This is a genomic window from Cupriavidus sp. USMAA2-4, assembly GCF_001854305.1.
In the GTDB taxonomy this organism is placed as follows: Bacteria; Pseudomonadota; Gammaproteobacteria; order Burkholderiales; family Burkholderiaceae; genus Cupriavidus; species Cupriavidus malaysiensis.
In genome coordinates, this window is the sequence record NZ_CP017748.1 from 2,300,771 (window position 1) to 2,314,878 (window position 14,108).

At 72.0% G+C, this 14,108-nt stretch carries 13 protein-coding genes; 5 read left to right on the forward strand and 8 right to left on the reverse strand.

Annotation, left to right across the window (positions count from 1 at the left end):
- Positions 1-48 precede the first annotated feature (48 nt).
- Positions 49-981, reverse strand: a complete 933-nt coding sequence (locus BKK79_RS10185; protein WP_071010652.1) for a LysR family transcriptional regulator — start codon at positions 979-981, stop codon at positions 49-51.
- Between the two features lie 146 nt (positions 982-1,127).
- On the opposite strand from BKK79_RS10185, the gene gstA reads away from it, so the two are divergent.
- Positions 1,128-1,754, forward strand: coding sequence for a glutathione transferase GstA (gene gstA / locus BKK79_RS10190; RefSeq protein WP_071010651.1), 627 nt, complete (start codon positions 1,128-1,130; stop codon positions 1,752-1,754).
- A gap of 31 nt (positions 1,755-1,785) precedes the next feature.
- Here gstA and BKK79_RS10195 read toward each other — a convergent pair whose 3' ends face one another.
- The 3 genes from BKK79_RS10195 to BKK79_RS10205 all read right to left on the reverse strand — a co-directional run bounded on the left by BKK79_RS10195 (position 1,786) and on the right by BKK79_RS10205 (position 5,026).
- Positions 1,786-2,574 (reverse strand): MBL fold metallo-hydrolase, encoded by a 789-nt coding sequence (locus tag BKK79_RS10195; RefSeq protein WP_071010650.1) that lies wholly within the window; start codon positions 2,572-2,574, stop codon positions 1,786-1,788.
- 143 nt (positions 2,575-2,717) lie between these two features.
- On the reverse strand, positions 2,718-3,371 hold the full coding sequence (locus tag BKK79_RS10200; RefSeq protein ID WP_084084631.1) for a glutathione peroxidase: 654 nt from the start codon (positions 3,369-3,371) through the stop codon (positions 2,718-2,720).
- A 158-nt stretch (positions 3,372-3,529) separates the two neighbouring features.
- Positions 3,530-5,026 carry an MDR family MFS transporter gene (locus tag BKK79_RS10205; protein ID WP_071038492.1) on the reverse strand — a complete coding sequence of 499 codons (1,497 nt, stop codon included), beginning with the start codon at positions 5,024-5,026 and terminating at the stop codon, positions 3,530-3,532.
- 376 nt (positions 5,027-5,402) lie between these two features.
- Between BKK79_RS10205 and BKK79_RS10210 the strand changes: the two genes are divergently transcribed.
- Positions 5,403-6,566, forward strand: a complete 1,164-nt coding sequence (locus BKK79_RS10210) for a BMP family ABC transporter substrate-binding protein (RefSeq protein ID WP_071037635.1) — start codon at positions 5,403-5,405, stop codon at positions 6,564-6,566.
- A complete protein-coding gene (locus tag BKK79_RS10215; protein ID WP_084084633.1) occupies positions 6,563-7,648 on the forward strand; it encodes an aromatic ring-hydroxylating oxygenase subunit alpha in 1,086 nt (361 codons plus the stop codon). The genes BKK79_RS10210 and BKK79_RS10215 overlap by 4 nt, the downstream gene beginning before the upstream one ends.
- A gap of 213 nt (positions 7,649-7,861) precedes the next feature.
- Here BKK79_RS10215 and BKK79_RS10220 read toward each other — a convergent pair whose 3' ends face one another.
- Positions 7,862-8,302, reverse strand: a complete 441-nt coding sequence (locus BKK79_RS10220; RefSeq protein ID WP_071010648.1) for a CBS domain-containing protein — start codon at positions 8,300-8,302, stop codon at positions 7,862-7,864.
- A 259-nt stretch (positions 8,303-8,561) separates the two neighbouring features.
- Positions 8,562-9,299 (reverse strand): TetR/AcrR family transcriptional regulator, encoded by a 738-nt coding sequence (locus BKK79_RS10225; RefSeq protein WP_083383904.1) that lies wholly within the window; start codon positions 9,297-9,299, stop codon positions 8,562-8,564.
- Between the two features lie 81 nt (positions 9,300-9,380).
- Here BKK79_RS10225 and BKK79_RS10230 point away from each other — a divergent pair, with 81 nt between their 5' ends.
- Together BKK79_RS10230 and BKK79_RS42295 are read left to right on the forward strand one after the other, a co-directional pair.
- Positions 9,381-10,535, forward strand: a complete 1,155-nt coding sequence (locus BKK79_RS10230; protein WP_084084886.1) for a DUF2855 family protein — start codon at positions 9,381-9,383, stop codon at positions 10,533-10,535.
- A gap of 221 nt (positions 10,536-10,756) precedes the next feature.
- Positions 10,757-11,227 carry a CDGSH iron-sulfur domain-containing protein gene (locus tag BKK79_RS42295; protein ID WP_071010647.1) on the forward strand — a complete coding sequence of 157 codons (471 nt, stop codon included), beginning with the start codon at positions 10,757-10,759 and terminating at the stop codon, positions 11,225-11,227.
- A 32-nt stretch (positions 11,228-11,259) separates the two neighbouring features.
- On the opposite strand, the gene dbpA is transcribed toward BKK79_RS42295, so the two are convergent.
- Together dbpA and BKK79_RS10245 are read right to left on the reverse strand one after the other, a co-directional pair.
- Entirely contained in the window at positions 11,260-12,672 is a 1,413-nt protein-coding gene (dbpA, locus tag BKK79_RS10240) for an ATP-dependent RNA helicase DbpA (protein WP_071037636.1), read from the reverse strand.
- 510 nt (positions 12,673-13,182) lie between these two features.
- Positions 13,183-14,067, reverse strand: coding sequence for a DUF72 domain-containing protein (locus BKK79_RS10245; RefSeq protein WP_071037637.1), 885 nt, complete (start codon positions 14,065-14,067; stop codon positions 13,183-13,185).
- Between the last annotated feature and the right edge of the window lie 41 nt (positions 14,068-14,108).

The following is a 14,108-nucleotide window of genomic DNA, read 5'->3' on the forward strand; positions in this document are numbered from 1 at the left end:
GGCGGCACGGGCCTGTCCTGCGCTACCCGGCGTGACGATCCGCCCTCCCTATTCGGGCACGGCAATGCGCGCGGCCAGATGCGTCACCACCGCGGCGATGCGGCGCAGGTGGCGCGACTCGGGATGGGTCAGCAGCCACAGGTCGGTCTCGCAGGGCTCCAGCGCCGGCGTCAGCGCCACCAGGTGCGGGCTGCGCGCGGCGATGGCCAGCGAGATCACGCCCGCGCCCAGGCCGGCCGCCACCGCTTCGGCCAGGCTGCCGATGCTGTTGACACCGTACTGCGGCACCACGCGCGGCAGGTGCTTGCGGCGCCAGCGCACCGAGGGATGTTCTGGCAGCGCCTCGTCGGGCCCGATCCACGGCAGCGCCGACAGTGCGGCAGCGTCCCAGCCGGGCGCCGCCGCCGCGCCGTCCTGCTGCGCCGGCAGCGGCGCGACCTGCTCGGCCAGCCCGCGTGCGGCGAACACGGCCACGCGCAGCGGGCCGAGGCGGCGGCCGATCAGGTGCGGCGGCGGCTGGCGCGTGGCGCGCACGGCGATGTCGGCATCGCGCCGGCTCAGGCTGGCCAGTTCGTTGGTGGCCGCCAGCTCGAAACGCAGGCCGGGATGGGCGCGGCCGAAATCGCTCAGCGCAGGCAGCAGCAGCGCATGCAGCACGGTGTCGGTGGTGGAGATGCGCACCAGGCCGCTCAAGGTGCCGGCGCTGCCCGCGGCATGGCCGCGCGCGGCCTCCAGCTCGGCCTCGATGCGCTCGGCATGCTGGGCGAACTGCTGCGCCAGTTCGGTGGCCAGGTAGCCCGCGCGGCTGCGCTCGAACAGGCGCCGGCCCAGCCCCTTCTCCACCCGTTGCAGCACGCGGAACACGGTCGAGGCGTCGACCCCGAGGCGGCGCCCGGCCTCGGCCAGCGTGCCGCCGCGCACCAGCGCGAGCACTGCGTCGAGGTCGGCCGGCGTCAGCTGGTATTGCGAGTTTGCAGCCATGATTTGCGGCGATGCGCATTGCGATTGCGGGCCCGCAATCCTAGACTGCTCCGGTTGCCGCCACAAGCCCGGCCACCGGAACAGGCGCCGCCCCTGCCGTGCACGCGCGCCACCGCTCCGCCAATCAACGCCAACCGGAACCCGACATGAAGCTCTACTACACGCCCGGCGCCTGCTCGCTCGCCACTCACATCGCCCTGCGCGAGGCCGGCCTGCCCTTCACGCTGGCCCGCGTCGACCTCGCCACGCACAAGCTGGCCGAGCCCGAGAACGGCAGCGACGATTTCTATGCCATCAGCCCGCGCGGCTACGTGCCGCTGCTGCAGCTCGACAACGGCTCGCGCCACACCGAGGGCGTGGCCCTGCTCGAATACGTGGCGGACCGCGTGCCCGAGCGCGCCCTGCTGCCGGCGCCCGGCACGCCCGAGCGCATGGAGGCGGTCGGCTGGCTGGCGCTGGTGGCCACCGAGCTGCACAAGGTGTTCAGCCCCTGGCTGTGGCACAAGGAAACCGCCGCCAGCACGCGCGAGGACTGCAAGGCCAAGCTGGCGCTGCGCTTCGCCGAGCTCGACGCGCACCTGGCGCGGCGCGAATACCTGATGGGCGATACCTTCACGGTGGCCGACGCCTACTGCTTCACCGTGGTCAACTGGGCCAATATGCTCGGCCTCCCGCTGGGCGCCTATCCCTCGCTGCAGGCCTACCTGGCGCGCGTGGCGGCCCGCCCCAAGGTACGCGAGGCGCTGGTGGCCGAGGGCCTGGCCAAGGACTGAAGCGGAGCGCGTGCCGGCGCCGGCCCTGGCCTCAGTGGGCGCCGGGCACGCGCGGCACCCGGTAGTGCTCCTGGGTCAGCAGGTCCAGCCCGCAGGCCAGCGAGCCCACCCAGTCGATGAAGCGCGCCACCATCGCCTTGCCGCGCAGCGGCGGACCGTGCTGCGGCACGATCCATTCGATGTCCAGGCCGCGCGCCATCCCGGCCCACAGCCGGCAGGCGCGGTTGCCGCTCATGTAGCGCTGGTGGAAGGGCAGCATCGCGGCGACGTGGGCATCGAAGTCGGTCACCACGGTGCCGGCCTCGGCCGCGCTGGTCATGGCCGCGCCCAGGTCGCCCGAGAACAGGATCTTGCTGACCGGGTCGTAGAACTGGAAGTTGCCTTCCGAATGCAGGAAGTGGGCCGGCACCGCCAGCAGGTGGCAATGCCCGAGCGGGATGGCGGCGCCCGGGTCGGGCAGCGTGACGATGCGCCCGGCAGTCTTGCCAGCCTGGCAGAAATGCGGCAGGAAACGGGCCCACACGCGCGAGATCAGCACCTTGCTGTCGGACGCGGTCAGCCAGCGCCCGACCGAGGCGACGATGTCGGGGTCGGCGTGCGAGGCCAGCACGTAGTCCAGCTGCTTGGGCGGGAAGTAGCGGCTGATGGCGAGATAGAGCTCGCCGTAGGTCATGTGGCCGCCAGGGTCGATCAGGGCGCCGTGGCCATGGTCCACCACCAGGAACTGGTTGGTCTGCACGACCTCGCCGTGCTCCTCCTCGACCAGGTCGGCGAACATCAGGCAGCTGTGCCCGTCCGCCTCGTAGAGCGTGATTGCCATCGTCTCGCTTCCTCGCCCGCGCCGCCTCCCCGGGGAACGGCGCCGACGGGGGCGGCCGGTGGCGCGCAAAGCGTCGAGGCTAATGCGGCGGGCGCGGCGCCGGCTTGACGCAGGTCAAGCGGCGCGCGCGGCGGCCGCGCGCGCTATCGCGATGCGTCCAGCAACTGCTCGATGCGGGCGACGAAGGGCGCCTCGTCGGGCTTGGTCAGGCTGTTGAAGCTGGCCACCACCCGTCCGTTGCGGTCGATCAGGTATTTGTAGAAGTTCCACTTCGGCGCGGTGCCGGTCTCCTTGGCCAGCAGCGCATACATCGGATTGACCTCGCTGCCGCGCACATGGCTCTTGCCCAGCATCGGGAACTTGACGCCGTAGGTGTTGTAGCAGAACTCGGCGATCTCCTTGGCCGAGCCCGGCTCCTGCGAGAAATCGTTGGAGGGGAAGCCGAGCACCACCAGGCCGCGCTCGCGGTATTTGCTGTACAGGGCTTCCAGGCCTTCGTACTGCGGCGTGAATCCGCAATAGCTGGCCGTGTTGACCACCAGCACCACCTTGCCGGCGTACTGGCAGAGATCCTGCGGCGCCTCGTCCTGCAGGCGCGGGAAGCGGAAGTTCAGGGCGGCGGGACAGGTGCCCGGACGGGCGCCGGCAGGTGCGGCCGCGGGCTGGTCCGCCGCCGCGGCCGCACGCGGCAGCGCGGCGGCGGCCAGGGCCAGCAGGGTGGCGCCGAGCAGGACCGGCAGGCTGGCGGCGGGCGCGGCGCGGCGCGCGCGCGGCAGGGCAAGGGGGAACGCGTGCATGGCGGGGGCTCCGGAAGTCGGTTTGCCCTGTAGTGTATGCCGGCCGGTGCGCGGCCGCGCACCGTCGCACCGTCGCACCGGCGCAAAAGCGCGGAAGCGCGGACGCGCAGGAGGCAAGGCGCGCCAGGCAGCCGCGACGGCGCCGCGCGCCGCCCGCCTCACTCCATCGCCAGGGTGGCGGCGTGCTCGGTCACGCTGCTGCGCAGTTCCACGTCGGGACCGCGGCGCGCGATCAGCAGGGCCAGCAGCGCGGCGGCGGCGCCGGCGGCGAAGATCAGGTGGAATCCGGAGGCCACTCCCGCGCCGAGCGCGTCGCGCACGGCCGGCGCAAGCTGCGCCAGCGCCTCGCTGCCGTGGCGCAGCGCGCCCAGGTCCAGTTCGGCCGGCAGTCCGGCCGCGGCCTGGGCCCGGCGGAACTCCAGCGTCAGCAGCGTGCCGGCCAGCGCGCCGCCGAAGGCGCTGCCGAGCGAGCGCAGCACCAGCAGGGCGCCGGTGCCGGCACCCATGTCGCGGCGCTCCAGCGCGTTCTGCACATTCATCAGCGTGCCCACCATGGCCACGCCGAGGCCGACACCGGCCACCACCATGGCCAGCAGCACCACCGGCAGCGGGATCGTCGCCGGCACCACGGCCAGCACGGCCAGGCCCACCACGGCGGCGGCCAGGCCCGCCACCAGCAGGCCGCGCAGGCGGCCCAGGCGCGGCGCCAGCCAGGCCACGATGAAATTGCCGGCCACCGTCGCCAGCAGGAAGGGCACCACCAGCAGGCCGGACAGCGAGGCGTCGGCGCCGCGCACCAGCTGGAACTGCAGCGGCAGGGCGAAGATGCACAGGAAGATGTCGAGGGCGGCCAGCGCCGAAGCCGCCGCGCCCAGCACGTAGGCACGGTTGGCGAACAGCCGCGGCGGCAGCATCGGATCGGCGGCGCGGCGCTCCTGCCAGGCCAGGGCCGCCAGCGCCGCCAGCGTGGCCAGGGCGAGCCCGCCCATTTCCGGCGACAGCCAGTCGAACAGGTCGCCGCCCCAGCTCATGGCGAGCAGGAAGGTGACGATGGCCACCGTCAGCAGCATGGCACCCAGCCAGTCGACGCGCAGCCGGCCGCCGGCGCGCGGCAGCGCCAGCCGCGCCAGGCCCCGGTGGCACATCAGCATGGCCAGCAGGCCGAGCGGCACGTTGATCCAGAACAGCCAGCGCCAGGACATATGGTCCGACACCCAGCCGCCCACCAGCGGCCCGGCGATCGACGCCACCGCCCACACCGTGGCCAGGTAGCCCTGGTAGCGGCCGCGCTGGCGCGGCGCCACCACGTCGGCGATGGCCGCCTGCGCCAGCGACATCAGGCCGCCGCCGCCCACGCCCTGCAGCGCGCGGAACAGGATCAGCTGTCCCAGCGACTGCGCCATGGCGCAGGCCACCGAGGCCAGCATGAACAGGGCGATCGCCGCCAGCAGCAGGCGGCGCCGGCCGAAATGGTCGGACAGCTTGCCGTACAGCGGCGTGGTCACCGTCGACACGATCAGGTAGGCGGTCACGATCCACGACAGGTGGCCGAAACCGTTGAGGTCGGCGGCGATCGCCGGCACCGCCGGGATCACCACGGTCTGGTCGAGGGCGGCCAGCAGGATGCACAGTACGATGCCGCCGATCACGCGCATCACGGCCTGGTGGTCGTGCACGGGCGCGGCGGACTCCGCGGCTGGGGCGGAGGGGGAGGAAGACGTTGACATCGGGGGAACTGCCGTCAAGATGCAGCCAACGGCTGCGAAGGCATGGCGAGACGCGGGATCTCCCGCCCGCCGGCGCATCCGGGTGCGGATACGGTGGCGCTGGCCGCCTGCTTATTCAGTGAACGCATAATTATATGCGTGCAGCGGCTATCGCGTTGGTACCAATCCGGGCGGATGGATGGTGCCACGGCATGGGCTGGGCCGTGCCATCGCCAGGCGGGAGCGCGCGGCCGCGCTGGCACAGCGCTTGCTCGCCCTGTGGCGTAACCGACGCGCCGGCTTCCCGGCCCTCACAGGAGACCCCATGACGCTCACCCGCCGCCGCCTGCTGCAATGGTCCGCCGCGCTGGCCGCCGCCCCCCTCGCCGCCTGCGGCCGCAAGGAAGACGTGCCCGCCGCGGCGCCCGCCTCCGCCGCCGAGGCCGCGTCCGCGCCTGCTGCCGCGGCCGCCGTCACCGGCAAGCCGCTGGAGATCGGCTTCGTCTACCTCGGCCCGGTCGGCGATGCCGGCTGGACCTATGCCCACGAGCGCGGACGCCAGGCCCTGATCGAGGCCTTCGGCGACCGTATCCGCACCACTTACGTGGAAAACGTGCCCGAAAGCGGTGCCGAGGCCGAGCGCGTCTTCCTCGATCTCGCCAGCCAGGGCAAGCAACTGATCTTCGGCACCAGCTTCGGCTACATGGAACCGATGCTGAAGATCGCCAGGCAATTCCCCGAGGTGCGCTTCGAGCACGCCACCGGCTACAAGACCGCGTCCAATCTGGGCGTCTACGCCGGCCGCATGCACGAGCCGGCCTTCCTGGCCGGGGTCATCGCCGGCCAGATGACGCGCAGCAACGTGCTGGGCTTCGTCGGCGCGGTGCCCATCCCGGAAGTGATCCGCAATATCAATGCCTTCACGCTGGGCGCGCGCGCCGTCAACCCGAAGGCGGTGGTCAAGGTGGTCTGGGTCAACAAGTGGTTCGACCCCGGCAGGGAGCGCGAGGCGGCGGGAGCGCTGGCCGCCCAGCACGCCGATGTGCTGATCCAGAACACCGATTCGCCGGCCGTGCTGCAGTACGCCGAGGAAAAGGGCCTGCGCGCCTTCGGCTGGGATTCCGACATGTCGCGCTTCGGGCCCAGGGCGCACCTGGCCTCGGCGGTCTTCAACTGGGGCGTCTATTACAAGCAGACCGTGGGCGACCTGCTGGCGGGCCGCTGGCAGCCCGCCACCACCTGGTGGGGCATCAAGCAGGAGATGAACGACCTGGTCTCGCTCGACGACAAGCTGCCGGCCGCGGTCCGCGCCAGCCTGGCCAGCCATCGCCAGGCCATCGTCGCGCAGGGCAATGCCGCCATCTTCCGCGGCCCGCTGCAGGACAACACCGGCAAGACCGTGCTCGCCGCGGGCGCCAGCGCCGACGACGCGGCCTTGCTGGCGATGAACTATTACGTGGCCGGCGTCGAAGGCAGGATCCCGGCATGAGCGCACACCCGCAAGACCGTCCGCAAGACCACCCCCAAGCCGCCCCGCAACATGCCGCGGTGGCGGCCGGCCAGGACGCCACCGGCCCGGAACACGATCAGTGGCACCCCGTCCTCGCGCTGGAGCACGCCGATGGCGACGGCCCCTATCCCGTGCGCCTGCTCGAGCGCGACCTGGTGCTGTGGCGCAATGCCGATGGCTGGCATGCCTGGGACGACCGCTGCCCGCACCGCGGCGCCGCCTTCACGCTGGGCCGGGTGCAGGACGGCCTGCTGCGCTGCGGCTACCATGGCTGGCGCTTCGAGAGCAGCGGGCGCTGCACGCGCTATCCCGCCCATCCCGGACTGGTGCCCGCCCCGCGCGCCTGCGCCGTCACCCATGCGGTGCGCGAGGCCTACGGCCTGCTGTGGGTGCGCCTGGCCCGCGCCGGCGACGGCGCAGCGCCGCCCCCCGCGCTGCCGCCCTTTCCCGAATCCGGCGCAGCGGGCTGCCGGCAGGTCATCGCCGGACCCTACGATGTCGCCACCTCGGCCCCGCGCCTGGTGGAGAACTTCCTCGACATGGCCCACTTCGGCTACGTCCATGACGGCTACCTCGGCGATCCCGAGCACACCGAGGTGCCGCCCTACGAGGTCGAGGCCAGCGGCGACCCGCGCGCGCCCGACGCGCTGCGCACCATCGGCTGCCGCGCCTGGCAGCCGCGCTCGCATGCCAGCGCCGAGGGCGGCGCCATGGTCGAGTACGAATACCGCGTGGTGGCGCCCTATACCGCCGTGCTGACCAAGGTGCCCGACCTCGGCGACGACCACCGCGCCGCCATCGCGCTGTTCATCTGCCCGCGCGAGCCGGAGGCCAGCCGCGTGTGGTTCGTCATGTCGCTGGTCAGCGAGGACGACGACGCCAGCCTGCGCGCCTTCCAGGACACCATCTTCCTGCAGGACCAGCCCATCGTGGAATCGCAGCGGCCGCGCCGCCTGCCGCTGGCCACCGGCGTGGAAGTGCCGCAGCCGGCCGACCGCATGGCGAGCGCCTACCGGCGCTACCTCGCGGCGCACGGGGTGCGCTTCGGCACGCTGCCCTGAAGCCGGCCACGAGCAGGCGGCGGCTCGGCGCAGCAGAAGACGAAACGCAGGACGGGGCGAAGAACGAAAGACGAAAGACGAAAGACGAAAGACGAAAGACGAAAGACGGAAGACGGAGGTGTGAAAGAGCGGCAGGCGGGAAGGAACCGGCGGGACCCGCCGGCCGCTCCCGGGCGGCCGGCTTGCGCGCAGCGCTGTGCGGCGCCCGGGACGTCAGCTATGCGTCCCCGTGATGTAGTGCTCGAGTTGCTCGATGATGAAGCGCTGTTCGGAGATGATGTCCTTGACCAGGTCACCGATCGACAGCATGCCGATCAGGTCCTCGCCCTGCATCACCGGCAGGTGGCGCAGCCGGTGCTCGGTCATCAGCGCCATGCACTCGTCGGTGCTCTGGTCGCCGCGCACGTAGATCACGGCCGTGGTCATGATCTCGCGCACCAGCGTATCGCGCGAGGTGCGCTGCATCAGGATCACCTTGCGCGCGTAATCGCGCTCGCTGAGGATGCCGACGATCTTGCCGTACTCCATCACCAGCAGTGCGCCGATACCCTTCTCCGCCATGAGCTGCAGCGCCGAATAGACCGTGGCCCCCGGCTGGATGCTGAAGATCGCCTGGCTGGACTTCGCTTCCAGAACCTGTCGTGCGGTTTTCATCCCCGACTCCTTGTTGTCGCGCCCAGAGAGTAGTGCTGCCCACCCCGGCCCTGGCCGGAGCGCGGACGGGGCCCTCCCCCGATGTGCCGCCGCCTCGTTTCTCCAGATTAGCAAAGGTTGGCGCCGCCTTGCAGGGTGACGCAGGCGATTCTTTGTAACCGCGCCACGGTGCGTGGCCCGCTCCCCCCGATGCCGCGCCCGGCGGGAGGCCCCCCCATCGCGCGGCCGGCCGCTCCGGCGGGCACGCGCGGGCACCGCTTCATTGCGGCCTGGGGTGCGGCCCGGGGTGTGGCCCGGGGGGTGGCCCGGCACCAATGCCGCAGGCCTGCTCCAGCGCCAGTACACAGAAGCGCTCCATCTGCAGCGCCCAGTCGCTGGCCGGCGGCACCGGCGCCAGCAGCAGGCGGTAGCGGCGCGCGCCCCAGACGGCCTGCGCCAGGCTGGCCACCACGGCCGCGTCCGGCTGGCGCGGCAGGTCCGGGCAGGCGGCCAGCACCCGCAGCCACGCCGCGCACAGCTCCTCGAAGAAGCGCTGGTGGTGCTTGGGCTCGGCGATGCGCGCCTCGAGCGCCATCATGTCGCGGTCGTAGGCGGTCCAGGCGCCGTCCTCCGCGCTGCAGCACAAGCGCACCAGGCGCCCCACCCGTTCGCGCCAGTCCGCGGCCGGCGCGTGCGCCGCCTCGTCCTCGATGCGCGCCAGCAGCCGCTCGATGGCATGGCGCACGAAACCCGACAGCAGGGCTTCCTTGTTGGGGAAGTATTCGTACAAGGTGCCCACCGAGCACCCCGCCTCCAGCGCCACCGCGCGCGTGGTCACGCCGGCCCAGCCGCGCGCCTGCCAGATCCGAACAAAGGCCTCGTAGATGGCCGCCACGGTGAAGCGCGCGCGCTGCTGGGACGGCCGCTTGAGCGGCCTGGCCGGGCGTGCGGCCGCGCCGTCCGTGGCCGCGGCGTTTCCGAACCCGGCGCGGCCGGCGCGGCGATACAGTCGAGTCATCGATGACAGGGCGCACCGGCCGCAGGGGCCGGGCGCGGCAACCAGGAGAGAGAGATGACGGCAGGCATGGCAACGGAGACGATGGTGCAGGCGCCCGCGCACAGGGATGCGCACAGGGACGCGCAGACGGACGGGCAGCTCGAGGTGACGCGGCTGCTCACGCGCAAGGATGCCTTAAACGAGAGCCGGCTGGAAGCCGCGCAAGAGCCCGCCGGCGCGGCCGCGGGCGAGGTCCTGCTGAGGCTGGACCGCTTCGCCCTGACCACCAACAACATCACCTATGCCGCCTTCGGCGAGGCCATGCAGTACTGGCAGTTCTTCCCCACCGGCCAGGCCGGCTGGGGCCAGATGCCGGTCTGGGGCTTCGCCGACGTGGTCGCCTCGGGCGTGCCGGGCATCGAGGCCGGAGAGCGCTTCTACGGCTACTTCCCCATCGCCAGCCACGTGCGCATGCAGCCCGAGCGGGTCACGCCGCGCGGCTTCTACGACGCCAGCGCGCACCGCCGCACGCTGACCTCGGCCTACAACCAGTACACCCGGGTCAGCCAGGATGCCGCCTACCGGCGCGAGCTGGAGGACTACCAGATGCTGTACCGCCCGCTCTTCCTCACCTCCTTCATGCTGGCCGACTTCCTCGCCGACAACGGCTTCTTCGGCGCCACCCGGCTGCTGTTCTCCAGCGCCTCCAGCAAGACCGCCTACGGCACCGCCTTCTGCCTGCGCGGACAGGCCGGCCTCGCGCTGCACGCGCTGACCTCGCCGCGCCACCGCGGCTTCGTCGCCGGCCTGGGCTGCTACGGCGCGGTGAGCGACTATGCCGCACTCGAATCGATCGATACCGCCACGCCCACGCTCTACGTCGACTTCTCCGGCGACGAAGCCCTGCGCGAACGCGTGCACCGCCACCTCGGCGATGCGCTGGTCTACGACTGCTACGCCGGCTCGGCGCAGAACACCGGCTTTCTGCGCGAGGCTGCCTTGCCGGGACCGGCACCGGCGTTCTTCTTCGCCCCCGTGCAGATCCGCAAGCGCAACGCGGACTGGGGGCCGGAGGAGGTCAACCGGCGTTTCCATGCGGCACAGCAGCAATTCATCGACCATGCCAGGGAACCCGCCCACGGCTGGCTCACGCTGGAGCGCGAGCAAGGCTTCGCGGCCGCGCGCGAGCGCATCGCCAGCCTGGCCGAAGGGCGCGCGGAGCCGCGCGAAGGCTATGTGGTGCGGCTCGGCGGCTGACCGCCGCGCCCCGCATGTCACGACCGTGTCACGACCGTGGTGCGGTCGAGGTGCGGTCGAGGTGCGGTGGTGGTGCGGTGGTGGTGCGGTGGTGGTGCGGTGGTGGTGCGGTGGTGGTGCGGTCGCGATCGAGTGATCGCGGGCGAAATTCTCCTGCCCCAAGGCCGGGGTCAGGCGCTATAACGGAAAGACCACCGCGCGGCAACCAGGAGACGCCATCCATGGCCAGCGAAACCGCCGCGGGCAAGCCCGCCTCCACGGCCGCGCCAGCGGCCGCCGGCGCGAGCGAAGCCACGCTCGTCAATATCGTCCGTCTGTGCGAAAACGGCCCGCTGGCCGTGCGAGCGCCGGTGCTGATCGACGGCCGGCCAGCCGGCCTGCGCGTCAGCCTGTGCCGCTGCGGCGGCTCGCATCGCAAACCCCTGTGCGACGGCAGCCATGCCGAGAACGGCTTCCAGGCACCGGGAGACATGCCACCCGGCCCCTGCGCCGTGCTGGCCAGCAGCGGCGGGCCGCTGGCGGTCCACCCGATCCCGAACGGGCCGCTGCACGTGAAAGGCAACCTGGAACTGGTGGGCGCAAGCGGCCGGCTGATCGACCGCATGGAGGAAGCGTGGCTGTGCCGCTGCGGGCATTCGGGCAACAAGCCCTTCTGCGACGGCACCCACAAACGCATCGGTTTCCGCACCTGAGTGTGCGGCGCCGGCGCGCCGGCCGGAACGGCTTACTCGGTCAGCATGCGCACCTTGACCTTGCGCCCCTTCAGCTTGCCGTCGTTGAGCCGGCGCATCGCCTCGCGTCCGATGGCGCGGTCCACCGCCACGTAGGTCGACATCTCCATCACGTTGATCTTGCCGATCTGCTCCTTGCTGAAGCCGGCGTCGCCGGTCAGCGCGCCCAGCACGTCGCCAGGGCGGATCTTCTCCTTGCGCCCGCCCAGGATCTGCAGCGTGACCATCGGCGGCAGCAGCCGCTCGGGGCTGGCCGGCGTCAGCTCGGCCAGCGGATGCCAGACCACCTCGGTGCCCTGCGCCTGCTCGATGTAGCCGACGCGGCCCATCTCGCCCAGGCTGGCCAGGCTGAAGGCCCAGCCGTCCTCGCCGGCGCGCCCGGTACGGCCGATGCGGTGGACGTGCACCTCGGGATCGGGCGTGACGTCGACGTTGATCACCGCCTCGAGCTGCGCGATGTCCAGCCCGCGCGCCGCCACGTCGGTGGCCACCAGCACCGAGCAGCTGCGGTTGGCGAACTGCACCAGCACCTGGTCGCGCTCGCGCTGCTCCAGCTCGCCATGCAGCGCCAGCGCCTGGAAGCCCTGCGCGCGCAGCAGTTCGACCAGGTCGCGGCAGCGCGCCTTGGTATTGCAGAACGCCAGCGTGCTGGCCGGACGGAAATGGTCGAGCAGGCGGCCCACGGCGGCCAGGCGCTCGCCCTCCTCGACTTCATAGAAGCGCTGGCGGATGGTGTCGCCGGCGTGCTGCTCGACCAGCTTCACTTCGCGCGGCTCGCGCAGGAACTGCCGGCTCAGCTTGGCGATGCCATCCGGATAGGTGGCCGAGAACAGCAGCGTCTGGCGCGCCTTCGGGCAGGCGCTCGCGACCATGGCGATATCGTCGAAGAAGCCCATGTCGAGCATGCGGTCGGCTTCGTCGAGCACCAGCGTGTTGAGCGCGTCGAGCTGCAGCGTGCCGCGCTGCAGGTGGTCCAGGATGCGGCCCGGCGTGCCGACGGCGATATGCGCGCCGTGGGCCAGGCTCTCCACCTGCGGGCGCATCGGCGTGCCGCCGCACAAGGTCAGCACCTTGACGTTGTCGGCACCGCGCGCCAGCCGGCGGATCTCCTGCGTCACCTGCTCGGCCAGCTCGCGCGTGGGGCACAGCACCAGCGCCTGGGTGGCGAAGCTGCGCGCATCGAGCCGTTGCAGCAGCGCCAGCGCGAAGGCGGCGGTCTTGCCGCTGCCGGTCTTGGCCTGCGCGATCAGGTCGTGGCCGGCCAGCGCCAGCGGCAGCGCGGCGGCCTGGATCGGCGTCATGTCCTGGTAACCGAGCTGCGCCAGCGTCGCCAGCGTGGCGGGCGACAGGGGCAGGCGGGAGAAGGGGGTGCCGTCGGACGGCTGGGGGGTCTGGCTCGAGGTCATGCCGGATTGTAGCCCGGCGCCTGGGCCAGGGCGTCACATATGCCGTCCGGTCTCGCGCAGGTGTTGCCGATGCCGCCGGCCTGGGTGCGTTCCGGCGGCTCCGGCCGGCCTACGGGATTTGCGCCGCGACGGTTTGCTCCCCTCTCCCGCCTGCGGGAGAGGGGTTGGGGGTGAGGGCGGGCGCTGGCTGTGCCGCAGTGGCTGGGATCACACCGTCGGCTTCGTCTTTGCGCTCGCGTGCTGGATCACACCGTTGGCTTCGTTGGATGTGGCACCTTGCTAAACCACCCCTCACCCCCACCCTCTCCCCATGCGGGGAGAGGGAGCCAAGACCGTGTGCTTGGCGCTCGGAGTTGGTGCATCGTCGGCTCCGTCCAGCGCGACGTGGTCCGCACCGCGCCGGTCCGCTCCCCTCTCCCGCCTGCGGGAGAGGGGTTGGGGGAGAGGGCAGGCCTTCGCTGGCACGACGGCATTCACTTCGCGCCGGTGCCCGCCCTCACCCCCGCCCCCTCAGGCCGGCGGCCAGCCCGGCCCACGCCAGCCGAGCCGGTCCAGCAGCGCCTGCGCCGCGGCCGGCGCGCGCTCCTTGGCGCCGTTGATGAAGAAGACGAAGACCTCGCGCTGCCGGCGCGGCGCCGGTGCCTCGCGGACGCGCGGCAGGTCGGCCGGTTCGTCGCCGGCGGACCACGCCATGGCGCGCTCGCGCCAGGCGTCCAGGGCCTTTGGCGCATAGCCGTGCTTGAGCTTCTCGCTGCAGCCCATCAGCCGCGCGTAGACGAAATCCGCGCTGAGGTCCGCCAGCGAGGGGAACCTGGGCGAATCGGCGAATACCGTCGCCATCCGGTAGCGGCGTGCCAGCGCGAGGTAGTCCGGCGAGGCGAAGCTCTCGTGCCGTACCTCCAGCACGTGCCGCAGGCGCACGCCCTCCACCTGCGCCGGCAGCAGGTTCAGGAAGGCCTCGAAGTCCTCGGCCTCGAAGCGCTTGGCCGGCGCGAACTGCCACACCACCGGCCCCAGCTTGTCGCCCAGCGCGGCGATGCCGCTGTCGAGGAAGCGCGCCACCGAATCGCCCGCTTGCGCGAGCACGCGGCGGTTGGTGGCGAAGCGCGAGGCCTTGACCGAGAAGACGAAGCCATCCGGCGTCTGCTCGCGCCACTTGAGGAAGGACGCGCGCTTCTGCGTGCCGTGGTAGGTGCTGTTGATCTCGATGGCGCTCAGGTGCCGGCTGGCGAATTCCAGCTCGCGCGCCTGCGCCAGCCCGGCCGGATAGAAGTTGTCGCGCCAGGGCGCATAGGCCCAGCCACCGATGCCGACGCGGATGCGCGCGGCCGCCGCCGCCTCCTTCGAACTTGCCGTGACCGCCGCCGCCCTGCCGCTGCCTGCCTTGCCTGCCATCGCCTGCTCCTGCGGGGAGATGGCTGGCAGTGTAGCCGCAA